The organism is Streptomyces yangpuensis (assembly GCF_024666385.1).
GTDB classification, from domain to species: Bacteria; Actinomycetota; Actinomycetes; order Streptomycetales; family Streptomycetaceae; genus Streptomyces; species Streptomyces yangpuensis.
In genome coordinates this window covers 1997604-2023676 of sequence record NZ_CP102514.1, presented here as the reverse complement: position 1 = coordinate 2023676, position 26073 = coordinate 1997604, and the positions used below count along the sequence as shown (strand labels likewise).

General features: G+C 73.4%; 28 protein-coding genes and 1 pseudogene. 23 read left to right on the top strand and 6 right to left on the bottom strand.

The genetic code is table 11. The annotated features are described in order from the left end of the window. Positions 1-135: 135 nt before the first annotated feature. The 4 genes from NRK68_RS09340 to NRK68_RS09325 are packed head-to-tail and all read left to right on the top strand — an operon-like array spanning position 136 to position 4079. The gene (locus NRK68_RS09340) at positions 136-1443 is read left to right on the top strand and encodes an NYN domain-containing protein (RefSeq protein ID WP_257855574.1); all 1308 of its coding nucleotides are present in this window, start codon (positions 136-138) and stop codon (positions 1441-1443) included. Between the two features lie 28 nt (positions 1444-1471). Continuing rightward, positions 1472-2509, top strand: a complete 1038-nt coding sequence (locus NRK68_RS09335) for an ABC transporter ATP-binding protein (RefSeq protein WP_257855573.1) — start codon at positions 1472-1474, stop codon at positions 2507-2509. Next, the gene (locus NRK68_RS09330; RefSeq protein WP_373023499.1) at positions 2506-3342 is read left to right on the top strand and encodes an ABC transporter permease; all 837 of its coding nucleotides are present in this window, start codon (positions 2506-2508) and stop codon (positions 3340-3342) included. Before NRK68_RS09335 ends, NRK68_RS09330 begins: the two co-directional genes overlap by 4 nt. A 47-nt stretch (positions 3343-3389) precedes the next feature. Then, positions 3390-4079, top strand: a complete 690-nt coding sequence (locus tag NRK68_RS09325; RefSeq protein ID WP_183065001.1) for a hypothetical protein — start codon at positions 3390-3392, stop codon at positions 4077-4079. Between the two features lie 137 nt (positions 4080-4216). Here NRK68_RS09325 and ybaK read toward each other — a convergent pair whose 3' ends face one another. From ybaK to NRK68_RS09310, 3 genes are read right to left on the bottom strand one after another with little or no spacing between them, the layout of a single operon-like run. After that, positions 4217-4711 (bottom strand): Cys-tRNA(Pro) deacylase, encoded by a 495-nt coding sequence (ybaK, locus tag NRK68_RS09320; protein ID WP_183065000.1) that lies wholly within the window; start codon positions 4709-4711, stop codon positions 4217-4219. A gap of 10 nt (positions 4712-4721) precedes the next feature. Continuing rightward, the gene (locus NRK68_RS09315) at positions 4722-5459 is read right to left on the bottom strand and encodes an LON peptidase substrate-binding domain-containing protein (RefSeq protein WP_257855572.1); all 738 of its coding nucleotides are present in this window, start codon (positions 5457-5459) and stop codon (positions 4722-4724) included. Positions 5460-5493: 34 nt separating this feature from the next. Then, positions 5494-7092 (bottom strand): oxidoreductase, encoded by a 1599-nt coding sequence (locus tag NRK68_RS09310; RefSeq protein WP_373023498.1) that lies wholly within the window; start codon positions 7090-7092, stop codon positions 5494-5496. A gap of 135 nt (positions 7093-7227) precedes the next feature. On the opposite strand from NRK68_RS09310, the gene hisD reads away from it, so the two are divergent. From hisD to hisF, 8 genes are read left to right on the top strand one after another with little or no spacing between them, the layout of a single operon-like run. Then, positions 7228-8559 (top strand): histidinol dehydrogenase, encoded by a 1332-nt coding sequence (gene hisD / locus NRK68_RS09305; protein WP_183064998.1) that lies wholly within the window; start codon positions 7228-7230, stop codon positions 8557-8559. Continuing rightward, complete coding sequence (locus tag NRK68_RS09300) at positions 8556-9665, top strand: histidinol-phosphate transaminase (RefSeq protein ID WP_257855571.1); 1110 nt, start codon at positions 8556-8558, stop codon at positions 9663-9665. Before hisD ends, NRK68_RS09300 begins: the two co-directional genes overlap by 4 nt. After that, positions 9662-10255, top strand: a complete 594-nt coding sequence (hisB, locus tag NRK68_RS09295; RefSeq protein ID WP_030855496.1) for an imidazoleglycerol-phosphate dehydratase HisB — start codon at positions 9662-9664, stop codon at positions 10253-10255. The genes NRK68_RS09300 and hisB overlap by 4 nt, the downstream gene beginning before the upstream one ends. A 2-nt stretch (positions 10256-10257) precedes the next feature. After that, positions 10258-10425 carry a CG2302 family histidine operon protein gene (locus NRK68_RS09290; RefSeq protein WP_030855494.1) on the top strand — a complete coding sequence of 56 codons (168 nt, stop codon included), beginning with the start codon at positions 10258-10260 and terminating at the stop codon, positions 10423-10425. Then, positions 10422-11072, top strand: a complete 651-nt coding sequence (gene hisH, locus NRK68_RS09285) for an imidazole glycerol phosphate synthase subunit HisH (protein WP_060178927.1) — start codon at positions 10422-10424, stop codon at positions 11070-11072. Before NRK68_RS09290 ends, hisH begins: the two co-directional genes overlap by 4 nt. Continuing rightward, positions 11072-11800 carry a bifunctional 1-(5-phosphoribosyl)-5-((5-phosphoribosylamino)methylideneamino)imidazole-4-carboxamide isomerase/phosphoribosylanthranilate isomerase PriA gene (priA, locus tag NRK68_RS09280; protein ID WP_030964992.1) on the top strand — a complete coding sequence of 243 codons (729 nt, stop codon included), beginning with the start codon at positions 11072-11074 and terminating at the stop codon, positions 11798-11800. Before hisH ends, priA begins: the two co-directional genes overlap by 1 nt. Beyond that, positions 11797-12192 (top strand): RidA family protein, encoded by a 396-nt coding sequence (locus NRK68_RS09275; protein ID WP_183064996.1) that lies wholly within the window; start codon positions 11797-11799, stop codon positions 12190-12192. Before priA ends, NRK68_RS09275 begins: the two co-directional genes overlap by 4 nt. Beyond that, the gene (gene hisF / locus NRK68_RS09270) at positions 12189-12944 is read left to right on the top strand and encodes an imidazole glycerol phosphate synthase subunit HisF (protein WP_257855569.1); all 756 of its coding nucleotides are present in this window, start codon (positions 12189-12191) and stop codon (positions 12942-12944) included. Before NRK68_RS09275 ends, hisF begins: the two co-directional genes overlap by 4 nt. Positions 12945-13666: 722 nt before the next feature. Here the strand turns inward: hisF and NRK68_RS09265 are convergent. Beyond that, entirely contained in the window at positions 13667-14299 is a 633-nt protein-coding gene (locus tag NRK68_RS09265) for a TIGR03085 family metal-binding protein (RefSeq protein ID WP_183064994.1), read from the bottom strand. A 91-nt stretch (positions 14300-14390) separates the two neighbouring features. Here NRK68_RS09265 and hisI point away from each other — a divergent pair, with 91 nt between their 5' ends. The 11 genes and pseudogenes from hisI (at position 14391) to lgt (ending at position 23609) form a co-directional block, all read left to right on the top strand. Next, positions 14391-14759, top strand: a complete 369-nt coding sequence (gene hisI / locus NRK68_RS09260) for a phosphoribosyl-AMP cyclohydrolase (RefSeq protein ID WP_183064993.1) — start codon at positions 14391-14393, stop codon at positions 14757-14759. Between the two features lie 16 nt (positions 14760-14775). Further along, the gene (locus NRK68_RS09255; RefSeq protein WP_183064992.1) at positions 14776-16266 is read left to right on the top strand and encodes an anthranilate synthase component I; all 1491 of its coding nucleotides are present in this window, start codon (positions 14776-14778) and stop codon (positions 16264-16266) included. Between the two features lie 14 nt (positions 16267-16280). Then, positions 16281-16973: a TIGR02234 family membrane protein gene (locus NRK68_RS09250; RefSeq protein ID WP_183064991.1), complete on the top strand. Its 693-nt coding sequence runs from the start codon at positions 16281-16283 to the stop codon at positions 16971-16973. 111 nt (positions 16974-17084) lie between these two features. Then, positions 17085-17336 (top strand): HGxxPAAW family protein, encoded by a 252-nt coding sequence (locus NRK68_RS09245; RefSeq protein WP_183064990.1) that lies wholly within the window; start codon positions 17085-17087, stop codon positions 17334-17336. A 90-nt stretch (positions 17337-17426) separates the two neighbouring features. Beyond that, a complete protein-coding gene (locus NRK68_RS09240; RefSeq protein ID WP_373024424.1) occupies positions 17427-17915 on the top strand; it encodes a DUF2752 domain-containing protein in 489 nt (162 codons plus the stop codon). Positions 17916-18087: 172 nt separating this feature from the next. After that, positions 18088-18897: an indole-3-glycerol phosphate synthase TrpC gene (gene trpC, locus NRK68_RS09235; RefSeq protein ID WP_030032547.1), complete on the top strand. Its 810-nt coding sequence runs from the start codon at positions 18088-18090 to the stop codon at positions 18895-18897. 8 nt (positions 18898-18905) lie between these two features. Beyond that, positions 18906-19097, top strand: a complete 192-nt coding sequence (gene trpM, locus NRK68_RS09230; RefSeq protein ID WP_030966199.1) for a tryptophan biosynthesis modulator TrpM — start codon at positions 18906-18908, stop codon at positions 19095-19097. A gap of 205 nt (positions 19098-19302) precedes the next feature. Beyond that, positions 19303-20553 (top strand): tryptophan synthase subunit beta, encoded by a 1251-nt coding sequence (gene trpB, locus NRK68_RS09225; RefSeq protein WP_183064988.1) that lies wholly within the window; start codon positions 19303-19305, stop codon positions 20551-20553. Positions 20554-20555: 2 nt separating this feature from the next. Continuing rightward, a complete protein-coding gene (gene trpA, locus NRK68_RS09220; RefSeq protein ID WP_183065564.1) occupies positions 20556-21365 on the top strand; it encodes a tryptophan synthase subunit alpha in 810 nt (269 codons plus the stop codon). A gap of 95 nt (positions 21366-21460) precedes the next feature. Then, positions 21461-22240 (top strand): annotated as a pseudogene (locus tag NRK68_RS09215) (DsbA family protein); the annotation flags it as partial. Between the two features lie 346 nt (positions 22241-22586). Further along, a complete protein-coding gene (gene lgt, locus NRK68_RS09210) occupies positions 22587-23609 on the top strand; it encodes a prolipoprotein diacylglyceryl transferase (protein ID WP_183064986.1) in 1023 nt (340 codons plus the stop codon). Positions 23610-23799: 190 nt separating this feature from the next. Here the strand turns inward: lgt and NRK68_RS09205 are convergent, their stop codons facing one another. Next, complete coding sequence (locus NRK68_RS09205) at positions 23800-24615, bottom strand: HpcH/HpaI aldolase/citrate lyase family protein (RefSeq protein WP_183064985.1); 816 nt, start codon at positions 24613-24615, stop codon at positions 23800-23802. After that, a complete protein-coding gene (locus tag NRK68_RS09200) occupies positions 24612-25778 on the bottom strand; it encodes a CaiB/BaiF CoA transferase family protein (protein ID WP_183065563.1) in 1167 nt (388 codons plus the stop codon). The genes NRK68_RS09205 and NRK68_RS09200 overlap by 4 nt, the downstream gene beginning before the upstream one ends. Positions 25779-26073 lie beyond the last annotated feature (295 nt).

Sequence of the window (26073 nt, the reverse complement as noted above, 5' to 3'; positions counted from 1 at the left end):
GCGTAGCCGATGGCCGTGGCCCGCCACCCCGCCGGATCCGCCACGCCGATGATCGAGTTCCGGCCTTCAACACCCGCCAGGTCGGGCAGACTCGGGGCACCCCGGAAAACACACGGGGACCCCCCAGGGAAGAGGGTGGAACGCGTGGACCGCTGCGTCGTCCTGGTGGACGCCGGCTACCTGCTGGGCGCCGCCGCCAGCCTTCTCGCCGGGGAGCCCTCCCGCTCCCGGATCACCGTCGACCATGCCGCCCTCATCCAGGGCCTGCGCGAGCGCGCCGAGGCCGACACCCAGCAGCCCCTGCTGCGCATCTACTGGTTCGACGGCGCACCCGACCGGGTGCCGCAGCCCGAACACCGCAGGCTGCGCGTCATGTCCCGGGTCACCGTCCGCCTCGGCGCCCTGACCCGCAGCGACGGCCGCTGGGCCCAGAAGGGCGTCGACGCCGCCATGCACGCCGAACTCACCGAGCTCGCCCGCAACCGCGCCTGCTCCGACGTGGTCCTCGTCACCGGCGACGGCGACCTCCTGCCCGGCCTGATGTCCGCCAAGGAACACGGCGTCGCCGTCCACCTGTGGGCCGTCCAGGCCGCCGACGGCGACTACAACCAGTCCGAGGACCTCGTCGCCGAGGCCGACGAACGCCGCGTCCTCGACCGGGCCTGGATCACCCGGGCCGTCCGCGCCAAGGACCTCGCCGGACTGTGCTCCCCGCCGCCCGTGCCCCGCCCCGACATCGCCGCCATCCTCTCGGCCCCGCTGCCCGAGGCGGCCCTCGCCGAAGCCGCCCGCAACGGCGCCGCCGCCCCCGCCGACGACGACCGGGAGGCGGTCCCCGTACCGGCGCCCACCACCCCCGGCGGAAAGAGCGTCCCCACACCCAAGGACCTCGCCGGCGCCCTGCGCGCCCCCGCACCGCACACCGGCCAGCACACCGCCGCCGCCACCACGCCCGCCCCCGCCAGCGCCCTGCGCTGGTCCTCCGACAAGGGATGGATCGACCGGGCCGGACCCCTCGGCGAGCCGGCCGAGACCGCCTCGCTGCCCACCCTCGCCCAGCTCACCAGCGCCGAACAGCGCTGGGCGGACCGCGAGGAGGACATCACCACCGTCGGCGGCGACCCGTTCGAGGTGGGACAGGTGTTCGCCCGGCGCTGGATGGAGCGGCTCCCCGAGACCGCGCACCTCCAGAAACTCGCCACCATGTACCCGCGCATCCCGCACCGCATCGACGGCGAGCTGCTGCGCTACGCCGCCCGGTTCGGCCTGCTCGCCCACAAGGACGACCAGATCGACGAACACGACCGCTACGCCATCCGCGCCGGGTTCTGGAGGGAGATCGACGTCCGCGCCGCCGCCGAGCACGTCGCCGCGGTACCGGCCGCCGCACCCGGAACCGCACCGGGCGACCTCACCGCCCCGCTGACCCCGGCGGCCGAGTAGGGGCGGGAACCCCGTAGGCTGCTCCCTCGTGAGTACGGGCACAGCACAGGCGCAGGACAGCACGGCGGCGGCCGCGGGAGCGGCGTCGGACGTGGTCTGCGCGGTACGTGACCTGGTCAAGACGTACCCCGCGGTACGCGGACGGCGCGGCGCCCCCGCCCTGCCCGAGACCCGCGCCAACGACGGCGTCAGCCTCGACGTCCGGCGCGGCGAGATCTTCGGCCTGCTCGGCCCCAACGGCGCCGGCAAGTCCACCCTGGTCCGCCAGCTCACCGGCCTGATGCGACCCGACTCGGGCACCGTGACCCTCCTCGGCCACGACCTCGTACGCCACCCCGGACGGGCCTCCCGGCTGCTCGCCTACCTCGGCCAGGAGTCCACCGCCCTGGACGAGCTCACGGTGGCACTGGCCGCCGAGACCACCGGACGGCTCCGCGGCCTCGACGTACGGGCGGCACGCGCCGAGCGCGACGCCGTACTGGAGGAACTCGGGCTGACCCCGATCGCCGGGCGGCCCCTGAAGAAGCTCTCCGGCGGCCAGCGGCGCCTCGCCTGCTTCGCCGCCGCACTCGTGGGCGAGCGGCCCGTCCTCGTCCTCGACGAACCCACCACCGGCATGGACCCCGTGGCCCGGCGGGCCGTGTGGTCGGCCGTGGACCGGCGCCGCGCCCGGCACGGCGCGACCGTCCTGCTCGTCACCCACAACGTCATCGAGGCCGAGACCGTCCTCGACCGGGTCGCCGTCATCGACCAGGGCAAGGTCATCGCCTGCGACACCCCCGCCGCGCTGAAGGCCCGGGTCTCCGGCGAGGTCCGGCTGGAACTCGTATGGCGCGAGGCCGCTCCGCTGGAGGTGCCCGAGGTCGCCCGGCTGCGCGAGCGGGCCGCCGAATCGGGACGCCGCTGGGTGCTCCGGCTGGCGCCGGACGAGGCCAGGGCGGCGGTGGCCTCGGTCACCGGCGGCCCCGCCTTCGCCGCACTCGACGACTTCACCCTGGCCACCCCCAGCCTCGAAGACGTGTACCTGGCCCTCGGCGGCAAGACGAAAGGGCTGGTGAAGTCGTGAGCGACCGCACGACGGGAGCCGTCCGGGCCACGCCCGCGCCCGACGCCGCCGCAGCGACCCCGGTAGCCGTGCAGGTGGCCGCGCCGCTGGCGCCCGGCGCGCGGTTCCTCCCCGCGCTGGCCGCCGTCTACCGCGCCCAGCTGTCCCGGGCGCGGGTCGCGCGGATCCCGCTGCTGTTCGTCGCCACCTTCCAGTCCGTCGGGATCATGATCCTGATGCGGGGGGTCGTCGACGGGGGCTCCGAGGCCCGGGCCGTCGTGGCCGGCTCCTCGGTGCTCGTCGTCGCCTTCGTCGCGCTGAACCTGCTCGCGCAGTACTTCGGGCAGCTACGGGCCGGCGGCGGACTCGACCACTACGCCACCCTGCCCGTACCGCCCGCCTCGGTGGTGCTGGGCGCGGCCGCCGCGTACGCCTCCTTCACCCTGCCGGGGACGCTGGTCACGGCGGTCTTCGGATGCCTGCTCTTCGGCCTGCCGATGGGCGGCCTGTGGATCCTGGCCGCCGTGGTGCCGCTGGCCGGGGCCGCGCTGGCCGGGCTCGGCGCGGCGCTGGGGCTGCTGGCCCCGCGCCAGGAGCTGGCCACCCTCGCGGGACAGCTCGGGATGTCCGCGGCACTGCTGCTGGGGGTCCTGCCGCCCGAGCGGATGCCTGCCCTGATCGTCTGGGCGCGCGACCTGCTGCCGTCCACGTACGGGGTGGAGGCGTTCGCCCGGACCTTCGAGCAGTCACCCGACTGGGCCGCCGTCGCCTTCGACCTCGGCGTCTGCGGGGCCGTGGGCGTCGCCTCCCTGGCCGCCGCGACCTGGGCGTACCGGCGGGCCTCGGTGCGCTGACGCGGTCCGCCGACACCCCGGCCGGGCACACCTGGCACGATGTGGGGGTGACCGAAGCCGTGACCCCGCAGTCCCCGTTCGACCCGCCGCCGTCGCCGCCCGAGAAGCCGGGCCCCGCCGCCGCGGCCATCACCCCGGAGGACATCCGCGACGGGGCCGTCGTGGCCCTGGCGGTCGCGGTGGCCGGACTGCTCCTCGGACTGCTGTGGATGTGGCTCGCGCCCCGGGTGCAGTACGTCTCCAACGGTGAGGCGGTCTTCCTGCGCAACAGCGAGAGCGAGGCGCGGATCGCCGCCGACGGCACCTTCTTCCTGCTGGCGGTCGGGCTGGGCGTGCTGAGCGCCGTCGGCACGTTCCTGTGGCGCCGGGCCGGTGGCGTGCCGCTGGTGATCGGGCTCGCCGTGGGATCCTGCTTCGCCGCGCTGGCGGGATGGCGGTTCGGGCTGTGGCTCGGGGCGTCGTCGACCGACCTGGCCGCCGCCGCGGCCGCCGCGGGCAAGGGCGTGCCGTTCGACGCGCCGCTGGAGCTGATGGCGCACGGCGCGCTGCTGGCCTGGCCGATGACCGCCGTGCTGCTGCACCTGGGGTTCACCGCGCTGTGGACGCCGCGGGATCCGGAGCCGGATCCGCTGTACGGGTGGAGCGGGTACTACCAGCCGGCGGCGCCGCCGTCGGCCGAGCGGACGCTGCCGCCCACCGACACCGGGCCGACGGCGTCGGAGGCTCCCCGCGCCTGACCCCTTTCGGGGCTGCGGAACGAGCCCCGCCGGCGTTCGAGGCCAGGGATCCCGGGTTGAGCCCCGGGAGCACGGGCGCGAGCCCGGTGGACCTCCCGGGAGCGGGCGCGAGCCCGGTGAGCCTGCCGAGCCGGAGGCTAAGGGCGGCCGATCGGGGCCAGAATGGCTTCCGTGAGGGTGGTCAGGTCGGTCGGGGACAGTTCGATCTCCAGGCCGCGGCGGCCCGCCGAGCAGCAGATCGTCGGGTGCGCCGACGCCGACTCGTCGATCACCGTACGCAGCCGCTTGCGCTGCCCCAGCGGGGAGATGCCCCCGCGGACGTAACCCGTCGTGCGTTCCGCCAGGGCCGGGTCCGCCATGGCCGCCCGCTTGCCGCCGACCGCCGTCGCCAGCGCCTTCAGATCGAGCGACCCCGAGACCGGAACCACCGCCACCGTCAGGACGCCGTCCACGTCCGCCACCAGGGTCTTGAAGACCTGCGTGGGCGAGACCCCCATGGCCTCGGCCGCCTCCTCGCCGTACGAGGGATGCGCCGGGTCGTGCTCGTACGCGTGCGTGGTGAAGGCCACCCCCGCCGCCGTCAGCGCCGCGATCGCCGGAGTGCCGGCCGCCTGCTTCGTCCTCTTCGCCATCGGTCCCCCGTCAGTTGGGGCTCGTCGGAGCCCGGGTCAGTTCCACCGCCGGCAGCGACGGCAGGTGGCGGATCACCGCCGTCTCCGTACGCAGCAGCTTCAGCTCCTCCGCCAGCCGCGTCGCCGTGTCCGGGGCCTGGAGCAGCCGCTGCTTCGACGGGATGTCCAGCACCGCCGCCGCGGCCACCAGGTACGAGACCACCGACGGCTCGTCGGGGAGCTCCGCGCCCGTCAGGGACCGCTCACGGGCCCCCGCCAGCCGCTTCTGATAGCTGCGGAAGGCCCGCAGCACCCCCTCCGAGAGGACCCCGGCGCCGTCGCCCGCGTCCTCCGGGAGCTCCTCCAGCTCCGCCGTCAGGAACGGGCCCGAGGAATCGACCGACAGCAGACGGACCCGCGTCGTACCGGTCGCCAGCACCTCGAAGCTGCCGTCCTCCCGCTCCCGGATCGTCGCCGCGTCCGCGATGCAGCCCACCCGGTGGAACGCCTGGATCGGATCCGCACCGAAGCCCGCGGACGGGCCCCGCTCGGGCACGGCCGTCGGATCCGGCAGGCCGGGCGCGGTCGGGGCGACCTCCCGGCCGTCGCGGATCGCGACGACCGCGAAACGGCGCGGCTTGTCCTCACCCGTCTTCAGCAGCTCGCGCATCATGGCGCGATAACGCTCCTCGAAGACGTTCAGCGGGAGGACGAGTCCCGGGAACAGCACCGAGTTCAGCGGGAAGAGTGGCAGGCGAACGGTGGTCACGACGCACAGGGTAATCGTCCGAAGACGCCCCCCGTCACCCCCGCCGCAGCAGCCGGGAGGCCCCCGCCGCCACCGTCGTGGCCAGGATCCAGCCCATGATGACGAGGGCAGCCGCCCCCCACTGCCAGCCGCCCGCCAGTTTCCAATGACCCTGCTGGCCGAGGTCGATCACCGGGAGCAGCAGATCCAGCGCGTACAGCGGGGCGTTCCAGTGCGGATGCTCGTCCTGCTTGATCGCCGGCGGGTCGAGCTGCGCGAACAGCAGCGTCCCCGCCGCCCACAGCACCGCCATCCACAGCGCCGCCCGGCCCGGACGGTACCCGTACACCACCGTCCAGTCCTGGAGGTACCCCCACGCCTTCGGCCCCGGCGGCAGCGTGGCCCGGCGCCGCCGCTGCTTGGCCAGCAGCACCTCGCGCGCGTCCGCGTCCTCGCCGCAGGCCCGCAGCACGGCCGCCAGCCGCTCGTACGGCCCCGGCGAGTACTCGGGGGTGGCCGCCTCCAGCCAGGCCAGCCGGCGGGAGAGGGGGAAGTGCCCGCGGGGCGCCAGGTCCTCGTACTCGAACCCCTCGATGGACACCCCGCCCGGGCCCGGCCAGCTCGTGGCGGTGTCGACGAGCTTGACCACCTTGGCCCCCGACACCACCACCCGGCCGCGCTCCGGGCCCTCCCCGACGAAACGGAACTCCGGGGTCTGGATCCGGCGCAGGGAGATCTCCTGCTCGTCCGTGAGCAGGAACCGCGCGCCGTAGAAGTCGATGGCGTCCCCGAACCGTCCGTCGTCCAGCCGCAGCCCGCCCCGGCACTCGAACGGCTGCGCCCGCTGCCCCCGCGTCGGCGTCCGGCCCAGCCCGTACGGGGGAGTGGAGGAGCCCGAGCCGCCCCGGCCGTAGTCCATCGCGATCGACGTCAGGTACAAGGTCCGCTCCACGGTCAGCTGCGGCGCGTTCAGCGCGTACCGCCCGGAAGGATTGCCCAGCCGGGCCCCGCGCAGATTCATCGACACGCCGACCTTCGCGCCGCGCAGGCTCACCTCCCCGTACGTCTCCAGCAGCTCGCCCTGGAAGTCCTGCGCGACCGACATCCCGTCGGCGGCGATCGCCCGGCCCTTGGTGTCCCGCTGCACCACCACCTGGCTGACCAGCAGGTCCGTCCCGATCTGCGCGTCGGTCAGCCGGATCCCGCGCGCCACCCGGCAGCGGGGCAGATGCAGATCGCCCTCCGTGTGCAGCCGGGACGCCTCCAGCCGCGGGATCGCACAGTTGACCAGGCGCAACGTGCCGAAGCGAGCCTCGGACAGCTGGATCTCGCTGTCGAACCGGCACGACTGGAGCTCCACGTACGGAGCAACCGTCCCACCGGAAAGATCCAGCCGCCCGGTGATCCGTACGCCGCGCAGCTTCAGCGACGCCACCCGCCCCGGCACCGGCGGCGGACCGTGGAGCAGCAGCAGCGCCACCACCCGGGCGCGGACGCTGCGCCCCGGACCCCACACCCGGTCGGAATGCGGATCGTCCTGGTCGGCGGCGCGGGCACTGAGATCGCAGACGCTGCCCGTGCGGAAGGCGTCCCACATGCGCCGCTCGGAAGCGCTCAGATCCGCCGGTTCCCCGTCCGGGCTCGCCTCGGTCACCGCGGTCCCCCTCCGCCGTCAGGTACGTGTAGGCGAACGCTAACGGGCACCGGTGACGTCCGGGGCCGTCCGTGACGTGTATCAGCCAGTGATACGGGCGGACAGTGGCACCAGGCGGTCTGAGAGAATTGGGAGGTGATCTCTCGTATCGACCTGCGCGGTGACGCCCTCCCCGAGGGCGGCGCCCTGCGCGACCTGCTGCCCCGTGCCGAGTTCGACGTGGAAGCCGCCCTGGAGAAGGTGCGGCCCATCTGCGAGGACGTCCATCATCGTGGCACGGCGGCGCTGATCGAGTACGCGCAGAAGTTCGACGGGGTGACGCTGGAGCAGGTCAGGGTGCCCGTCGAGGCACTCAAGACCGCCCTCGACGAGCTCGACCCGGCCGTCCGCGCAGCCCTGGAGGAGTCGATCCGGCGCGCCCGGATCGTGCACCGCGAACAGCGCCGCACCGAGCACACCACCCAGGTGGTCCCCGGCGGCACCGTGACCGAGAAGTGGGTTCCGGTCGAGCGCGTGGGGCTGTACGCCCCCGGCGGCCGTTCGGTGTACCCGTCGTCCGTCGTCATGAACGTGGTGCCGGCCCAGGAGGCAGGCGTCGAGTCCATCGCGCTCGCGTCCCCGCCGCAGAAGGAGCACGGCGGGCTGCCGCACCCGACGATCCTCGCCGCCTGCGCCCTGCTCGGCGTGGACGAGGTGTACGCGGCCGGCGGCGCCCAGGCCGTCGCGATGTTCGCCTACGGGACCTCCGGCCCCGACGGCTGCCCGCCCGCCAACATGGTCACCGGCCCCGGCAACATCTGGGTCGCCGCCGCCAAGCGCTACTTCACCGGCCGGATCGGCATCGACACCGAGGCCGGCCCGACCGAGATCGCCGTCCTCGCCGACTCCACCGCCGACCCGGCGCACGTCGCCGCCGACCTGATCAGCCAGGCCGAGCACGACCCGCTGGCCGCGGCCGTCCTCGTCACGGACTCGGAGGAGCTCGCGGACGCCGTCGAGCGGGAGCTGGAGCCGCAGATCGCCGCGACCAAGCACGTCGAGGACCGGATCAAGCCCGCCCTCGCCGGCAAGCAGTCCGCGATCGTCCTCGTCGACAGCCTGGAGGACGGCCTCAAGGTCGTCGACGCCTACGGCGCCGAGCACCTGGAGATCCAGACCGCCGACGCCGCCGCCTGGGCCGCCCGGGTCCGCAACGCCGGCGCGATCTTCGTCGGCCCCTGGGCCCCGGTCTCCCTCGGCGACTACTGCGCCGGCTCCAACCACGTCCTGCCCACCGGCGGCTGCGCCTGCCACTCCTCGGGCCTGTCCGTGCAGTCCTTCCTGCGCGGCATCCACATCGTCGACTACACCCGCGACGCCCTCGCCGAGGTCACCCACCACGTGGTCACCCTCGCCGAGGCCGAGGACCTGCCCGCCCACGGCGCCGCCCTCAAGGCCCGCTTCGGATGGAAGGTCCCCACCCCGTGACCATCGGCATCGACGACCTCCCCATCCGGGACGAACTGCGCGGCAAGAGCCCGTACGGCGCCCCGCAGCTCGACGTGCCCGTCCAGCTGAACACCAACGAGAACCCCTACGAGCTGCCCGCCGAGCTCGTCGCGCGCATCGCCGAACGCGTCGCCGACGCCGCCCGAACCCTCAACCGCTACCCGGACCGGGACGCGGTCGAGCTGCGCACCGAGCTGGCCGCCTACCTCACCCGTACCGGCAAGCACCCCGTCGCACGGGAGAACGTATGGGCCGCCAACGGCTCCAACGAGGTCATCCAGCAACTGCTGCAGACCTTCGGCGGGCCCGGCCGCACCGCGATCGGCTTCGAGCCCTCCTACTCCATGCACGCGCTGATCTCCCGCGGCACCGGCACCGGCTGGATCTCCGGCCCGCGCCGCGAGGATTTCACCATCGACACGGAGGCGGCCGAGCGGGCGATCGCCGACCACGCACCCGACGTCGTCTTCATCACCTCCCCCAACAACCCCACCGGCACCGCCGTCGACGCGGAGACCGTCCTGGCCCTCTACGAGGCGGCCCAGGCGGCCAAGCCCTCCCTCGTCATCGTCGACGAGGCCTACGTGGAGTTCAGCCACCGGGACTCCCTGCTGCCCCTCATCGAGGGCCGGCCCCACATGGTGATCTCCCGGACCATGTCCAAGGCCTTCGGCGCGGCCGGCCTGCGCCTGGGCTACCTGGCCGCACACCCCGCCGTCGTCGACGCCGTCCAGCTGGTCCGCCTGCCGTACCACCTGTCCGCCGTCACCCAGGCGACGGCCCTGGCCGCCCTGGAGCACACCGACACCCTGCTCGGCTACGTCGAGCAGCTCAAGGCCGAGCGGGACCGCCTCGTCACCGAGCTGCGGGCCATCGGCTACGAGGTCACCGAGTCCGACGCGAACTTCATCCAGTTCGGGAAGTTCGAGGACTCGCACACCGCCTGGCAGAAGATCCTCGACCACGGGGTCCTGGTCCGGGACAACGGCGTACCCGGCCGGCTGCGGGTCACCGCCGGCACCCCGGCAGAGAACGACGCGTTCCTGGAAGCGGTTCGCGCACTGAAGAAGGAGCAGCACGCATGAGCCGCATCGGACGGGTCGAACGGACCACCAAGGAGACCTCCGTCGTCGTCGAGATAAACCTCGACGGAACCGGCAAGGTCGACGTGTCCACCGGCGTGGGCTTCTACGACCACATGCTCGACCAGCTCGGCCGCCACGGCCTCTTCGACCTCACCGTCAAGACCGACGGCGACCTGCACATCGACTCCCACCACACCATCGAGGACACCGCGCTCGCGCTCGGCGCCGCCTTCAAGCAGGCCCTCGGCGACAAGGTGGGCATCTACCGCTTCGGCAACTGCACCGTGCCGCTCGACGAGTCCCTCGCCCAGGTGACCGTCGACCTGTCCGGCCGCCCCTACCTCGTGCACACCGAGCCCGAGAACATGGCACCGATGATCGGCTCCTACGACACCACGATGACCCGGCACATCCTGGAGTCCTTCGTCGCCCAGGCGCAGATCGCCCTGCACGTCCACGTCCCGTACGGCCGCAACGCCCACCACATCGTGGAGTGCCAGTTCAAGGCCCTCGCCCGCGCCCTGCGCTACGCCGCTGAGTTCGACCCGCGCGCCGCCGGCATCCTGCCCTCCACGAAGGGCGCCCTCTAGCAGTGAACGGGCTCAACACCATCCTGATCGTCCTCGGCCTCTTCCTGGCCGGGGGCGTCTACTCCTTCCAGAAGCAGCAGATGCCCAAATCGGTCATCATCCTGCTCGCCCTCGCCTCCGCGATGTGTCTGGCAGCCGGAGTCCTGCGAATCCAAGGAATCTGGGAATGAGCACAGCACGCCCCACCAAGAAGGTCGTCGTCTTCGACTACGGCTTCGGCAACGTCCGCTCCGCCGAACGCGCCCTCGCCCGCGTCGGCGCCGACGTCGAGATCACCCGCGACTACGACAAGGCCATGGACGCCGACGGACTCCTCGTCCCCGGCGTCGGCGCCTTCTCCGCCTGCATGCAGGGACTCAAGGACGTCCGCGGCGACTGGATCATCGGCCGCCGCCTCTCCGGCGGCCGCCCGGTCATGGGCATCTGCGTCGGCATGCAGATCCTCTTCGAGCGCGGCATCGAACACGGCGTGGAGACCGAAGGCCTCGACGAGTGGCCCGGCACTGTCGGCCCGCTCAAGGCCCCGATCGTCCCGCACATGGGCTGGAACACCGTCGAGGCCCCGGCCGACAGCCAGGCCTTCGCCGGCCTCGACGCCGACGCCCGGTTCTACTTCGTGCACTCCTACGCGGCACGCGACTGGAGCCTGGAAGTCACCAACCCGCTGATCCGCGCCCCCAAGGTCACCTGGGCCACCCACGGCGAACGCTTCGTCGCGGCGGTGGAGAACGGGGCCCTGTGGGCCACCCAGTTCCACCCCGAGAAGTCCGGCGACGCCGGAGCCCAGCTCCTCACCAACTGGATCGAGACCCTCTGATGCCGAACACGCTTGAACTGCTCCCCGCGGTCGACGTCCGCGACGGCCAGGCCGTCCGCCTCGTCCACGGCGTCTCCGGCAGCGAGACCTCCTACGGCTCCCCGCTGCAGGCCGCCCTCGCCTGGCAGGCCGCCGGCGCCGAATGGCTCCACCTCGTCGACCTGGACGCCGCCTTCGGCACCGGCGACAACCGCGCCCTGGTCGCCGAGATCACCCGCGCAATGGACATCAAGGTCGAGCTGTCCGGCGGCATCCGCGACGACGCCTCGCTCGCCGCGGCCCTCGCCACCGGCTGCACCCGCGTCAACCTCGGCACCGCCGCCCTGGAGACCCCCGAGTGGGCCGCCAAGGCCATCGCCGAACACGGCGACAAGATCGCCATCGGCCTCGACGTACGCGGCACCACCCTCAAGGGCCGCGGCTGGACCAGCGAGGGCGGCGACCTCTACGAGACCCTCGCCCGCCTCGACTCCGAGGGCTGCGCCCGCTACGTCGTCACCGACATCGGCAAGGACGGCACGCTCACCGGCCCCAACCTGGAGCTGCTCCGCAACGTCTGCGCCGCCACCGACCGGCCCGTCGTCGCCTCCGGCGGCGTCTCCTCCCTGGACGACCTGCGGGCCCTGTCCGAGCTGGTCCCGCTGGGCGTCGAGGGCGCGATCGTCGGCAAGGCCCTGTACGCCAAGGCCTTCACTCTGGAAGAAGCCCTGAAGGTGGTCTCCGCATGAGCTCCCCCGACACCGCCGCCGTACGCCGCATCTCCTCCGGCGGCCCCTACGAGGACGTCATCGCGTACTCCCGCGCCGTGCAGCTGCCCAACGGCCTCGTGCTGGTCTCCGGCTGCACCGCGGCCGACGCGGGCGGCCCGTACGACCAGACCGTCGCCGCCTTCGGCGTCGCCTTCAAGGCCCTCGCCCAGGCCGGCCTCGGCCCCGAGGACGTCGTCCGCACCCGCATGTACCTGACGCACGCCCGCGACGTGGACGAGGTGGGCCGCGCCCACAAGGAGCTCTTCGACGCGGTCCGCCCGGCCGCGACGATGCTCATCGTCTCCGGCTTCGTCGACCCGTCGATGGTCGTCGAGGTGGAGGTCGAGGCGTACAAGGCGGTGCCCGCATGAGCCTCGCCGTACGCGTGATCCCCTGCCTGGACGTCGACAACGGCCGGGTCGTCAAGGGCGTCAACTTCCAGAACCTGCGCGACGCGGGCGACCCGGTGGAGATGGCCAAGCTGTACGACGCCGAGGGCGCCGACGAGCTGACCTTCCTCGACATCACCGCGTCCTCCGGGAACCGCGAGACCACCTACGACGTGGTGCGGCGCACCGCCGAGCAGGTCTTCATCCCGCTGACGGTGGGCGGCGGCGTCCGTACCGCCGACGACGTGGACAAGCTGCTGCGCGCCGGAGCGGACAAGGTCGGCGTGAACACCGCCGCCATCGCCCGCCCCGAGCTCATCCAGGAGATCGCGGAACGGTTCGGGCGGCAGGTCCTCGTCCTGTCGGTCGACGCCCGCCGCACCGAGTCGGGCTCCTTCGAGGTCACCACCCACGGCGGCCGCCGGGGCACCGGCATCGACGCCGTCGAGTGGGCCCACCGGGCCGCGGAGCTGGGCGCGGGCGAGATCCTGCTGAACTCGATGGACGCGGACGGTACGAAGGACGGCTACGACACCGAGATGATCGCGGCGGTCCGCAAGCACGTCACCGTGCCGGTGATCGCCTCCGGCGGCGCGGGCCGCCTCGGCGACTTCGCCCCGGCGATCGCGGCGGGCGCGGACGCGGTGCTCGCGGCGTCGGTGTTCCACTTCGGCGACCTCCGCATCGCCGAGGTCAAGTCGGCCCTCCGCGAAGCGGGCCACCCCGTCCGCTAGTCCCGGTGCCCTGGCCGGGCGGGGCCGTTGCCCTGGCCGGGCGGTGCGGGGGTTTTCCGGGTGCGGGCCGGTGGCCGCCTCTGCCCTGGCCGGGCGGTGCGGGGGTTTTCCGGGTGCGGGCCGGTGGCCGCGCCTCAATCGCCGGCGGGGCTGGGTGGTGCGGCGGTGGTTTCGGGGTGGGCGGTGGTGTGGGGTGGGGCGGCGTCCCTCCGGGGGCTCTCCTCGGCTCGGCGCGTGCGGCTTTGGCTCGAACGTACGGCCCTGGTCGCGCCTCGTCCTGCGGGGAGCCCCCGCAGTGCCCCCGCCCCACGGCCCCGCTGCGGAGGAGACGGCCCGACCCCGCCAAGGAGGAGGGTGGGGGCGGCCCCGCTGCGGAGGAGACGGCCCGACCCCGCCAAGGAGGAGGGGTGGGGGCGGCCCCGGCTCCGCACGAGACGGCCCGACCCCGCCGAGGGAGGGACCCGACTCGCCTCGTCCGGGGTGGGCGGGAGCTGCCGGGTGGGGGTGTGGGGACGGTGGGGGGTGTCCCCGCAGGACGAGGCGGTACCGCCGCCCGGCGGCCGGGACAGGGCCGCACGCGCCGAGCCGAGGAGACACCCCCCGGCGGCCCCGCACCCCCACCCCCTCTCCCGCTCCGCCCCGCGACACCACCCAGCCCCGCCGGCGATTGAGGCGCGGCCACCGGCCCGCGCGGGGGACAGGATCACGCACAGCCGGCCAGGCTAGAGGCCCAGTTCGGCCGTCGTCAGCCTGGCGACGGCCTCCTTCTCGCCTTCCAGCGTCACCGCGGCAGCCGCCTGACGGCCGAAGCAGAACAGGGTCAGTTCCCCCGGCTCGCCCGTCACCGTCACCACCGGCGCACCCTTGTGCGCCACCGCCGTCTGCCCGTTCGGACGCCTCAGCACCAGGCCCACCGGCGAGCGCCGCCCCGTCAGCCGTGCCATCCTCTCCAGCCGGGACCACAGCGCGTCCGAGAACACCGGGTCCAGCTCCCGCGGGGACCAGTCCGGCTGGGCCCGGCGTACGTCCTCCGCGTGGACGTAGAACTCCACCGCGTTCGCCGCCTCGTCGATCTGCTTCAGCGCGTACAGCGACATCCGCGGCGGCCCGGTCCGGATCAGCTGGACCAGCTCCTCGTACGGCTTGGCCGTGTACTCGGCCATCGCCGCGTCCAGCCGCCCCTTCAGCACGTTCAGCAGCAGGCCGCCCGCCGCGTCCGGCCGCCGCTCCCGGACCACCACGTGTGCGGCCAGCTCCCGGCACCTCCAGCCGGTGCACAGCGTGGGGGCCTCCGGACCGGCCGCCTCCAACAGGTCCGCCAGCAGCAGTCGTTCACGCTTCGCATGGGTAGACATGCGCGCCAGCCTACGGCCGGAACGCGTCGTACGCCCGCCCATCGGTCGGACATGGATCACCACGTCCATCCGGGCCCGGCACAATGGCCCCATGAGTATGTCCCCCCGCCCCGGCAACCTCGATCCCGCCATCGCCGCGCGCCTCAAGCGCTCCGCCGACGGCCTGGTACCGGCCATCGCCCAGCAGTACGACACCGGTGAGGTGCTCATGCTCGGGTGGATGGACGACGAGGCCCTGCACCGCACCCTGACCACCGGTCGCTGCACGTACTGGTCCCGCAGCCGCCAGGAGTACTGGGTGAAGGGGGATACCTCCGGCCACTTCCAGCACGTCAAGTCCGTCGCCCTCGACTGCGACGCCGACACCGTGCTCGTCCGGGTCGACCAGGTCGGGGCCGCCTGCCACACCGGATCCCGCACCTGCTTCGACGACGATGTCCTCCTCCGCGCAGCCGACTAGGTAGGGGTCCCACGCAATGGATCTTGAGACGTTCCGCAAGCTCGCGGCCGACCGCCGCGTCATCCCCGTGAGCCGCAAGCTGCTCGCCGACGGGGACACGCCCGTCGGGCTGTACCGCAAGCTGGCCGCCGAACGCCCCGGCACCTTCCTCCTGGAGTCCGCGGAGAACGGCCGGTCCTGGTCGCGGTACTCCTTCGTAGGGGTGCGCAGCGACGCGACCCTGACCGTCCGGGACGGCCGGGCCCACTGGATCGGCACCCCGCCCGTCGGCGTACCCACCGACGGCGACCCCCTCGACGCCCTGCGCGCCACCGTCGAGGCCCTGCACACCCCCCGCGACCTCGCGGGCGGAATGCCGCCCTTCACCGGCGGCATGGTCGGCTACCTCGGCTACGACATCGTGCGCCGCCTGGAGCGCATCGGCGAGCACGGCAGCGACGATCTCCAGCTGCCCGAGCTGACGATGCTGCTCACCTCCGACCTCGCGGTGCTGGACCACTGGGACGGCACCGTCCAGCTCATCGCCAACGCCATCAACCACAACGACCTCGACTCCGGGGTCGACGAGGCCCACGCCGACGCCGTGGCCCGCCTCGACGCCATGGAGGCCGACCTGGCCCGGCCCGCGCCCTACGTGCCGGCCCCGCTGCCCGCCTCCGAGCTGCCCGAGTTCTCCGCCCTGTGGGGCGGCGAGAAGTACCAGGCGGCCGTCGAGGACATCAAGGAGCGGATCCGGGCCGGCGAGGCCTTCCAGGTGGTGCCCTCGCAGCGGTTCGAGACCTCCTGCGAGGCCTCCGCGCTGGACGTCTACCGGGTGCTGCGGGCCACCAACCCGTCGCCGTACATGTACCTCTTCCGCTTCGAGAACGGCTTCGACGTGGTCGGGTCCAGCCCGGAGGCGCTGGTCAAGGTCGAGGACGGGCGGGCCATGGTCCACCCCATCGCCGGCACCCGCCACCGGGGCGCGACCCCGCAGGAGGACAACGACCTCGCCGAGGAGCTGCTGGCCGACCCCAAGGAGCGCGCCGAGCACCTGATGCTCGTCGACCTGGGCCGCAACGACCTCGGCCGGGTCTGCGAGCCCGGTTCGGTGGAGGTCGTCGACTTCATGTCGATCGAGCGCTACTCCCACGTCATGCACATCGTCTCCACCGTGACGGGGCGCGTGGCCGAGGGGAAGACCGCCTTCGACGTGCTGACCGCCTGCTTCCCGGCCGGCACCCTTTCCGGGGCGCCCAAGCCGCGCGCCATGCAGATCATCGAGGAGCTGGAGCCCTCCCGCCGCGGCCTCTACGGCGGCTGCGTCGGCTATCTGGACTTCGCCGGGGACTCCGACACGGCCATCGCCATCCGTACGGCGCTGCTGCGCGACGGTACGGCGTACGTGCAGGCCGGAGCCGGTGTCGTCGCGGACTCGGTGCCCGAGCTGGAGGACAACGAGTGCCGCAACAAGGCCTCCGCCGTGCTGCGCGCGGTGGCGGCGGCGAACCGCCTGAGCGGCTCTTGAGGGCGTAGGGGATAGTGGGGTACGTGAGTGCCGTACCCCCGCCCCGTTCCGATGCCTCCGCCGAGCCCGGGCCCGAGGCCGCCGACAGCCGCGGCAGCCGCCGCAGCGTGGGCGCCGCCCTGCTGCTCGGCGCGCTCGGCGCCACCGTCGTCCTGCTCGCCTCCGGCAGGGTCTGGGCCCGGGGCACGGCCGCGATCGGCAGCGACTCGCTCCAGCTGAGCGCCGACGGGCGGGCCGTGACCGGGCTCCCGGCGGCCCTGGCCATCGTCGGCCTGGCCGCGCTGGTCGCCGTCTTCGCCGTACGCGGCAAGGGCCGGCTGCTGGTGTCGGGCCTGCTGGCGCTCAGCGGCCTCGGCGCGGCACTGTCGGCGCTCTTCGGCTCCGACGGCCGCAGCGCGCTGGACGCCCAGGCCGCCCGTACGACCGCGGACAGCGCGGCGCACGTGGCCGGCCTGACGCAGACCACGTGGCCGTACGTCACGGCCGCCGGAGCGGTCCTGATCCTGGCCGCGGGCCTGCTGGCGCTGCGCTTCGGCCGCGGCTGGCCCTCGATGGGCGGCCGCTACGAGCGTGACGGCAGCCCCCGTGCGCGGGCCGTCGCGGCGGTGGATCCGGACCGGCCGGAAGATCTGTGGAAGGCTCTGGACCGCGGCGAGGACCCGACCACCGACCCGGGCAGCGACCGGACCCGCCGACCCGGTCCCTGAGCCGACCCCCCTGGACGGCCAGGGCGCCCGGTGCGGGACAATGTCACCGAGCGTCCGACACAGACCGCACGTTCGACACAGCAGCGCGACAGAGCAACGAGGAGCAAACTCATGGCGGGCACGAGCCACGGACATACCCCGGCCGCCTGGACCGGTGTCATCATCGCCTTCATCGGTTTCTGCATCTCCGGCGCCTTCATGGTGCTCGCGAACCCGCTCGGCTTCTGGGCCGGCATGGTCGTCGTCGCGCTCGGCGGTGTCGTCGGCCTGGCGATGAGGGCCGCGGGCATGGGTGCGCCGAAGGCCGAGCACAAGGACCTCGCCGACGTCATCGCCGCGAACAAGGTCCCCGCCAAGGCCTGAGCGCGCCACCTGCGCCAGTACCTGGAAGAGAGCCGAAAGGCGCGGCCCCGCCGGGCTGCGCCTTTTGTCGTGAGCGGAGAGAATCAGCAGGTGGACGCCTCCAGCACCCCCGATGCCGTGCCCGGTCCGCAGGCCGGACCGGCCGGACCGGCCCTGCCCGCGGTGCCCGTCCAGCGGGCGTCCCGGGCCAGGCGGCTCGCCGCCCCGGCGCTCTACCTGGCCGCGGCCGGTGCGGCGTTCGCGTACGTGGGTGCGGTGGACCCCAACGAGCCGGGCCACTACCCGGTCTGCCCGCTGCTGCGGCTGACGGGCGTCCTGTGCCCGGGCTGCGGCGGGCTGCGCAGTGCGCACGCGTTCGCCCACGGGGATCTGGCCGCTGCTTTCGGGTCGAATGCCCTCGCCGTGGTCGGCTACTTCGTCTTCGCGGGTTTCATGGCCCTGTGGCTGGTTCGCGCCTTCCGGGGCGGGCCGGTCCCGAGGATCGTGCTGCGTCCCGCCCTCGCGTGGGCGGTGGGCGCGGTGGTACTGGTTTTCGCCGTTGTCCGAAATCTCTCTTTCGGGTCGGCGCTGGCGCCCTGAGCCCCGTGCGCAGCCGGGATGAAGGGCGTATTCCGAATGTCCAGTTACTGGGACGCCGTCAACCGAGTGCGGAGGGCGACGCCTCCGCCGGATACCATTTGATTGCCGACCTTGCAGAGGTACGTGTCCGCAGGGCGGCCGACCGTCATCGACCCGGAAGGGGGCCGCTCGCGTGAGTGTGCTCGACGAGATCATCGAAGGGGTCCGCGAAGACCTTGCCGAACGGCAGGCGCGCGTGAGCCTCGACGAGCTCAAGGAGCGTGCCGCCAAGGCGCCCCAGGCCAAGGACGGCGTCGCGGCCCTGCGCGGCGACGGCGTCAAGGTGATCTGCGAGGTCAAGCGCTCCAGCCCCTCCAAGGGCGCGCTGGCCGCGATCGCGGATCCGGCCGGGCTCGCCGCGGACTACGAGGCGGGCGGTGCGGCGGTCATCTCCGTCCTCACCGAGCAGCGCCGGTTCGGCGGCTCGCTGGCCGACCTGGAGGCCGTCCGCGCCCGCGTGGACATCCCGATCCTGCGCAAGGACTTCATCGTCACGGCGTACCAGCTGTGGGAGGCCCGCGCCTACGGCGCCGACCTCGCGCTGCTGATCGTCGCGGCCCTGGAGCAGGAGGCCCTCGTCTCCCTCATCGAGCGGGCCGAGTCCATCGGTCTCACCCCGCTCGTCGAAGTCCACGACGAGGAGGAGGTGGAGCGTGCGGTGGCCGCCGGTGCCAAGATCATCGGTGTCAACGCCCGCAACCTCAAGGACCTCAAGGTCGACCGCTCCACCTTCGAGCGCGTCGTCGGCGAGATCCCGCCCCACATCGTGAAGGTCGCCGAGTCCGGCATCCGCGGACCGCACGACCTGATCGCCTACGCGAACGAGGGCGCGGACGCCGTCCTCGTCGGCGAGTCCCTGGTGACCGGCCGCGACCCGAAGGCGGCCGTGGCCGACCTCGTCGCCGCCGGCGCCCACCCGGCCCTGCGCCACGGACGGAGCTGACCCGTCCCATGACCCCTGACCGCCCCTCCGTCCGCACGCGCCGCGTGCCGACGGCGTACGCGCCCCTGGCGCGCGGCTGCCGCCCCCGCGGCTGCCGCGCCCCGGCCCGGCGCGTCCACGGGCGGCGGGTCCGGTACGTGATCGGCTCCGAGCCCGGCCAGGTCAACGGCATGCGATGGCGCCGCGGAGGCGCGCCGTAACGAGGGCCGCCGCGGCCCGGTACGCGAGACGTACCGCGCCGCCGTGCGGTCCCGTACGGCCTGCTGCCCGGGCCGGCCGGCTCCGGGAGCGGGCCGCTGCGCACCGTACGCGCGACATTCCCCCAGCGGGGTGTCCGCGACGCGGGCGGGCGGCGCAATACGGTGAAACCACCCGCCGCATCTCGCACCCGTAGGAGCACTGGACATGTCCAGCGAGTTCTTCATCCCGGACCCGGAGGGTCACGTCCCCAACGCCGAGGGTTACTTCGGCGACTTCGGCGGCAAGTTCATCCCGGAGGCGCTCGTCGCCGCCGTGGACGAGGTCGCCGTCGAGTACGAGAAGGCCAAGGGCGACCCGTCCTTCGCGGCCGAACTGGGCGACCTCATGGTCAACTACACCGGCCGCCCCAGCGCCCTCACCGAGGTGCCCCGCTTCGCCGAGCACGCCGGCGGTGCGCGGATCTTCCTCAAGCGCGAGGACCTCAACCACACCGGCTCGCACAAGATCAACAACGTGCTGGGCCAGGCGCTGCTCACCAAGCGCATGGGCAAGACCCGGGTGATCGCCGAGACCGGCGCCGGCCAGCACGGCGTGGCCACCGCCACCGCCTGCGCCCTCTTCGGCCTCGAATGCGTCATCTACATGGGCGAGATCGACACCCAGCGCCAGGCACTGAACGTCGCCCGCATGCGCATGCTGGGCGCCGAGGTCATCGCGGTGAAGTCCGGCTCGCGGACCCTGAAGGACGCGATCAACGAGGCGTTCCGCGACTGGGTCGCCAACGTGGACCGCACCCACTACCTCTTCGGCACGGTCGCCGGCCCGCACCCCTTCCCGGCGATGGTCCGCGACTTCCACCGCGTCATCGGCGTCGAGGCCCGCCGCCAGATCCTGGAGCGCGCCGGCCGGCTTCCCGACGCCGTCGCGGCCTGCGTCGGCGGCGGCTCCAACGCCATCGGCCTCTTCCACGCCTTCATCCCGGACACGGAAGTCCGTCTGGTCGGCTTCGAGCCCGCCGGGCACGGCGTCGAGACCGGCGAGCACGCGGCGACCCTGACCGCGGGCGAGCCCGGCATCCTGCACGGCTCCCGCTCCTACGTCCTCCAGGACGAGGAGGGCCAGATCACCGAGCCGTACTCCATCTCGGCCGGCCTGGACTACCCCGGCATCGGCCCGGAGCACTCCTACCTCAAGGACGTCGGCCGCGGCGAGTACCGCGCCGTCACCGACGACGCCGCGATGCAGGCCCTGCGCCTGCTGTCGCGCACGGAGGGCATCATTCCGGCGATCGAGTCGGCGCACGCCCTCGCGGGCGCACTGGAGCTCGGCAGGGAGCTGGGCAAGGACGGCCTGCTGGTCGTCAACCTGTCCGGCCGCGGCGACAAGGACATGGACACGGCGGCCCGCTACTTCGGGCTGTACGACGGCGAGAGCGCCGAGGGGGAGTCGAAGTGACCATGGGCAACATCCAGCTGCTGAGCGACACCCTCGCCAAGGCGAAGTCCGAGGACCGCGCGGCCCTCGTCGCCTACCTCCCGGCCGGCTTCCCGACCGTCGACGGCGCCATCGAAGCGGTCAAGGCCGTCATCGAGGGCGGCGCCGACGTGGTCGAGATCGGCCTCCCGCACAGCGACCCGGTGCTGGACGGCGCGATCATCCAGACCGCCGACGACATCGCCCTGCGCGGCGGGGTCAAGATCGCCGACGTGCTCCGCACGGTCCGCGAGGCGTACGAGGCGACCGGCGCCCCGGTCCTGGTGATGACCTACTGGAACCCCATCGACCGCTACGGCGTCGAGCGGTTCACGGCCGAGCTGGCGGAGGCCGGCGGAGCCGGCTGCATCCTGCCCGACCTGCCGGTCCAGGAGTCCGCGCTGTGGCGCGAGCACGCCGGGAAGCACGGGCTGGCGACCGTTTTCGTCGTCGCGCCGAGCAGCAAGGACGCGCGTCTGGCCACCATCACGGCGGCCGGCTCCGGCTTCGTCTACGCCGCCTCGCTGATGGGCGTCACCGGCACCCGCGAGTCGGTCGGCAACCAGGCCCAGGACCTGGTGCGGCGCACCCGCGCGACGACCGAGCTGCCGGTCTGCGTGGGCCTCGGCGTCTCCAACGCCGTCCAGGCCAAGGAGGTGGCAGGCTTCGCCGACGGCGTGATCGTCGGTTCGGCCTTCGTGAAGCTGCTGCTGGACGCGCCGGACCTGCCGGCCGGGCTGGACGCCGTACGGGCACTGGCGGGCGAGCTTGCGGAAGGCGTACGCAGGAGCTGAGACAAAACGGACGCCTGATCGGGTTCTGTAGTCCGATCGGGTGGAATGGCGAGCAGGGAGGCACGCGAGTGCCTCCCTGCTTCGTTTGGCGGAGCGTGAGCGACAAGAACGACGGTGCGAACCGCGATGCGACGAAACGATCGGCCCGGGAGCGACTCCTCGTGGAGCGCGAGCGGCAGAAGACCCGGGACAAGCGCCGGCGGACCCTCATCGTGGCGGCGGCGGTGGTCGGCGTCCTGGGTCTGGCGACGGTCGTGGGCGTGATCGCGGCCAACGCCGGCAAAGGCGACAAGTCCGACTCGGCGGGCCCGGTCGTCGCCCCCTCCGGCGCCACCGGCAAGGACGCTCTCGCCATTCAGACGGGCAAGCCCGAGGCCAAGGCCACCCTCACGGTGTGGGAGGACTTCCGCTGCCCCGCCTGCAAGGTCTTCGAGGACAACTACCGGGACACCATCCACGAGCTGGAGGACAAGGGCCTGCTCAAGGTGGACTACCACCTGGTGACGCTCATCGACGGGAACATGGGCGGCAGCGGCTCCCTCAAGGGTGCGAACGCGGCGGCCTGCGCGCAGGACGCCGGCAAGTTCACCGAGTACCACGACGTCCTCTTCCAGAACCAGCCGCAGGAGGTCGACGACGCCTACGGCAAGAACGCCAAGCTGCTGGAGCTCGCGGGCAAGGTGGACGGGCTGGTCACCCCCGAGTTCACGGCGTGCGTCGAGAACGGCACGCACAACAGCTGGGTGGGCAAGTCGCACGAGGCCTTCGCCGCCGGGAACTTCCGCGGCACGCCGACGGTGCTGCTCGACGGCAAGGACATCTTCTCCGACCAGGCGAACCCGCTGACCCCGCAGAAGCTGAAGGAGAAGGTGGAGGCCGGCGCCACCGGCTCGGGCGGAGCCGGAGCGAAGGGCTCCGAGAAGGGGACGGGCGAGAAGGACACGGGGAAGAGCGGGGCGAAGGGGTCGGCCTCGCCGTCGGCCTCGGCCTCGAGGACGGCGTCGAAGAACTCCGCGACCGGAACCGGTTCCGGGGCGGGGTCCGGGAGTGGGACCGGGTCGGGGAACGGGTCCGGGGCCGGGTCCGGTTCAGGGTCGGGCTCCGGGACCGGGAACGGGTCCTCGGGGGGCTGACTTCCGCCGTTCCATGTCTGGATTTGGTTTCGACCCTGCCGGGCGGGTTGCGGTACGCACCGTCCGGCAGGGTAGCGTCAGGTCTGCCATGGACATTGCTTACATCCCCAGTCCGTCGACCGGCGTGATCCATCTCGGACCGATCCCGCTCCGCGGCTACGCGTTCTGCATCATCATCGGCGTCTTCGTCGCCGTCTGGCTCGGCAACAAGCGCTGGATCGCGCGCGGCGGCAAGCCGGGCACGGTCGCGGACATCGCCGTGTGGGCGGTGCCGTTCGGGCTCGTCGGCGGTCGCCTCTACCACGTGATCACCGACTACCAGCTCTACTTCGGCGAGGGCCGCAACTGGGTCGACGCCTTCAAGATCTGGGAGGGCGGCCTCGGTATCTGGGGCGCGATCGCGCTCGGCGCGGTGGGCGCCTGGATCGGCTGCCGGCTCCGCGGCATCCCGCTGCCGGCCTGGGCCGACGCCCTGGCCCCCGGCATCGCGCTGGCTCAGGCCTGCGGACGCTGGGGCAACTGGTTCAACCAGGAGCTCTACGGCCGGGCCACCGACCTGCCCTGGGCGGTGGAGATCAGCGCCGGCCCGAACCGGGACGCCGGGACCTACCACCCGACCTTCCTGTACGAGTCGCTGTGGTGCGTCGGTGTCGCCGTCCTGGTGATCTGGGCCGACCGCCGCTTCAAGCTCGGCCACGGCCGGGCCTTCGCCCTGTACGTCGCCGCGTACTGCGTCGGCCGCGGCTGGATCGAGTACATGCGGGTCGACGAGGCGCACCACATCCTGGGCGTGCGGCTGAACGTCTGGACCTCGATCGTCGTCTTCGTGCTCGCGGTGATCTACTTCGTCCTCTCGGCGAAGCTGCGGCCGGGCCGCGAGGAGATCGTCGAGCCGGACCGCTCCGGCGGCAAGGACGACAAGGAAGGCAAGGACGGCAAGGACGGCAAGGCTGCCGTCGGGACCACGGCCGAGGCCGAGGACAAGGCGGCGGTGGAGGCGGCCGACGCCGGTCCGAAGGACTCCGCGCCGGCCCTCGCCCAGGGCGCCGTCAAGGCGGACCTGCGCAAGCCGGCCGTGGACGCCGAGGCCCCGGAGGCCGACAAGTCCTGACCGCGGGAGCGGTCGGGAAGGGGGGTGCCGCGCACAGCGCGGCACCCCCCTTCCCGCATCCTCGGGCCACACCGGACCGATCCCCGCGCGGTGAGCGCAGAGGCGGCGCGCGGCTGCCGGGGCCGCGGCCGGGATCCGGGCCGGGTGGGGTCAGGCAGGGCTCGGCCGGCAGCGCGTGGCGAGCGCACGGTCAGTGGACCGGTACCCGCGCGGCGAGCGCGAGCGTGCGGTGGGCCGACGCCACGACGGCCGGATCCACGAACCGGCCGTCGGGCAGCGCCAGCGCCCCCGGCGCGGCACGCGCCGCGCTGAGCACCTCCACCGCGGCGGTCACCTCCTCGGGCGCCGGGAGATAGGCCCGCTCGATCACCGGGAGCTGGCGCGGGTGGATCGCCGCCCGGCCGAGGAAACCGAGGGACCGGCCGCGGGCGCAGGAGACCGCCAGCGCGTCCAGGTCCCGGATGTCCGGGAACACCGACTGGGCCGGCGGCGCCAGCCCGGCCGCGCGTGCCGCGACCACCACCCGGGAGCGGCACCAGTCCAGGCCCTCCTCCGCGCTGACCGCCAGGTCCGCCCGCAGGTCGGCCTCGCCGAGGGAGAGCCCGTGCAGAGCGGGGTGCGCGCGGGCGATCTCGTACGCGCGCTCCACGCCCAGCGCCGACTCCAGCAGGGCGTAGAGGCCCACCCCGCCCGTACGGTCCGCGGCCGCGGCGATCTGCTCCGGCGCGCTGATCTTCGGCAGGCGGAGTCCCGCGAGCCCGCGCAGCCCGGCCAGCGCGGCGAGATCCGCACCGCCCCACGGGGAGTCCAGGGCGTTGACGCGGACATGGACCGGTACCGGTGGCCGCTCGGCGAGCAGTTCGACGGTGGCGGCGCGGGCGTACTCCTTGCGGGAGGCCGCCACCGCGTCCTCCAGGTCGACGATGACGGCGTCCGCCCCGCAGCCCAGCGCCTTGGCGACCACCGCCGGGCGGTCGCCGGGCGCGTAGAGCCAGGTGAGGATCACAGGGCCCCCTCGGTGCGCAGCGCGGTGATCTCCGCCCCGGTCAGTCCGAGCTCGGCCAGCACCTCGGTCGTGTCCGCGCCGTGCGGGCGGCCCGCCCAGCGGATCCCGCCGGGGGTCTCGGACAGCCGGAAGAGGATGTTCTGCATCCGCAGGGGCCCGAGCTCCGGATCCTCGACCTCGGTCACCGTGTCGAGGGCCGCGAACTGCGGATCCGTCATCACGTCGCGGACGTCGTAGACCGGCGCGACGGCCGCCTCCGCGTCCTCGAAGGCGCAGACGACCTCCTCCGCCTTGTGGCGGGCGATCCAGCCGCCGACCGCGTCGTCGATGACGTCGGCGTGCCGGGCCCGCCCGGCACCGGTGGCGAACCAGGGTTCGGCGATCAGGTCCGGCCGGTCGACCAGCCGCATCACCCGCTCGGCGATGGACTGGGCGGAGGCGGAGACCGCCAGCCAGCGGCCGTCGGCGCTGCGGTAGGTGTTGCGGGGGGCGTTGTTGGCGGACCGGTTTCCGGTGCGCGGCTGGACGTGGCCCAGCTGGTCGTACCAGAGCGGCTGCGGGCCGAGCACGGTGAGGATCGGCTCGATGATGGCCAGGTCCACGACTTGGCCGTGCCCGGTGCGGTCCCGTCCGGCGAGCGCCGTCATCACGGCGTACGCGCAGGTCAGCGCGGCGATCGAGTCGGCGAGGCCGAAGGGCGGGAGGGTCGGCGGACCCTCCGGCTCCCCGGTGACCGCGGCGAAGCCGCTCATGGCTTCGGCGAGGGTGCCGAAGCCGGGGCGGTGGGCGTACGGGCCCTGCTGGCCGAAGGCCGTGACGCGGGCCAGGATCAGCCGCGGGTTGGCGGCGGACAGCTCCGGCCAGCCCAGGCCCCACCTTTCCAGGGTGCCGGGGCGGAAGTTCTCGACGACCACGTCGGCGGTGGCGGCGAGCCGCAGCAGGGTGTCCCGGCCGCCGGGGGTGGACAGGTCGAGGGTGATGGTCCGCTTGTTCCGGCCGAGCAGTTTCCACCACAGGCCGATGCCGTCCTTGGCGGGGCCGTGGCCGCGGGAGGGGTCGGGGAGGGTCGGGTGCTCGACCTTGACGACGTCGGCGCCGAAGTCGCCGAGCAGGGTGGCGGCGAGGGGGCCGGCGAAGAGGGTCGCCAGGTCCAGGACGCGCAGTCCGCGGAGGGGGCCTTGGCCCTGGCTCTGCCCATGCGCATGCCCTGGCCGGGCGCTGGCGGGGGTGGGGGGTGGTGCGGGTTCTGTGCCGGTGGCTTCGGCCGGGGCGGGGGTGGCTTCGGTGGGGCCGGGTGCGCGCCGGGGCGTCTCCTCGGGCGCCGAACGGTTCTCGGGGCCGGAATGTGGGGCGGTGGTGCGTTCGGCGCCCTGCGGGGATCGCCCCGGCACACCCCCGGCCCCGGCGGAGGCGGACGGCGCGGCCGTGGTGCGCTCGGCGTTGTGGGGGGATCGTCCC

What these genes read in the sequence shown, in the direction of transcription:
- hisI (WP_183064993.1), top strand. Translation starts at nt 14,391, where the DNA reads ATGAGTATGTCCCCCCGCCCCGGCAACCTCGATCCCGCCATCGCCGCG.
- NRK68_RS09265 (WP_183064994.1), bottom strand. Translation starts at nt 14,299, where the DNA reads ATGTCTACCCATGCGAAGCGTGAACGACTGCTGCTGGCGGACCTGTTG.
- trpA (WP_183065564.1), top strand. Translation starts at nt 20,556, where the DNA reads ATGGGCAACATCCAGCTGCTGAGCGACACCCTCGCCAAGGCGAAGTCC.
- NRK68_RS09275 (WP_183064996.1), top strand. Translation starts at nt 11,797, where the DNA reads ATGAGCTCCCCCGACACCGCCGCCGTACGCCGCATCTCCTCCGGCGGC.
- trpM (WP_030966199.1), top strand. Translation starts at nt 18,906, where the DNA reads ATGACCCCTGACCGCCCCTCCGTCCGCACGCGCCGCGTGCCGACGGCG.
- priA (WP_030964992.1), top strand. Translation starts at nt 11,072, where the DNA reads ATGCCGAACACGCTTGAACTGCTCCCCGCGGTCGACGTCCGCGACGGC.
- NRK68_RS09255 (WP_183064992.1), top strand. Translation starts at nt 14,776, where the DNA reads ATGGATCTTGAGACGTTCCGCAAGCTCGCGGCCGACCGCCGCGTCATC.
- ybaK (WP_183065000.1), bottom strand. Translation starts at nt 4,711, where the DNA reads ATGGCGAAGAGGACGAAGCAGGCGGCCGGCACTCCGGCGATCGCGGCG.
- NRK68_RS09245 (WP_183064990.1), top strand. Translation starts at nt 17,085, where the DNA reads ATGGCGGGCACGAGCCACGGACATACCCCGGCCGCCTGGACCGGTGTC.
- hisB (WP_030855496.1), top strand. Translation starts at nt 9,662, where the DNA reads ATGAGCCGCATCGGACGGGTCGAACGGACCACCAAGGAGACCTCCGTC.
- hisH (WP_060178927.1), top strand. Translation starts at nt 10,422, where the DNA reads ATGAGCACAGCACGCCCCACCAAGAAGGTCGTCGTCTTCGACTACGGC.
- lgt (WP_183064986.1), top strand. Translation starts at nt 22,587, where the DNA reads ATGGACATTGCTTACATCCCCAGTCCGTCGACCGGCGTGATCCATCTC.
- hisF (WP_257855569.1), top strand. Translation starts at nt 12,189, where the DNA reads ATGAGCCTCGCCGTACGCGTGATCCCCTGCCTGGACGTCGACAACGGC.
- trpB (WP_183064988.1), top strand. Translation starts at nt 19,303, where the DNA reads ATGTCCAGCGAGTTCTTCATCCCGGACCCGGAGGGTCACGTCCCCAAC.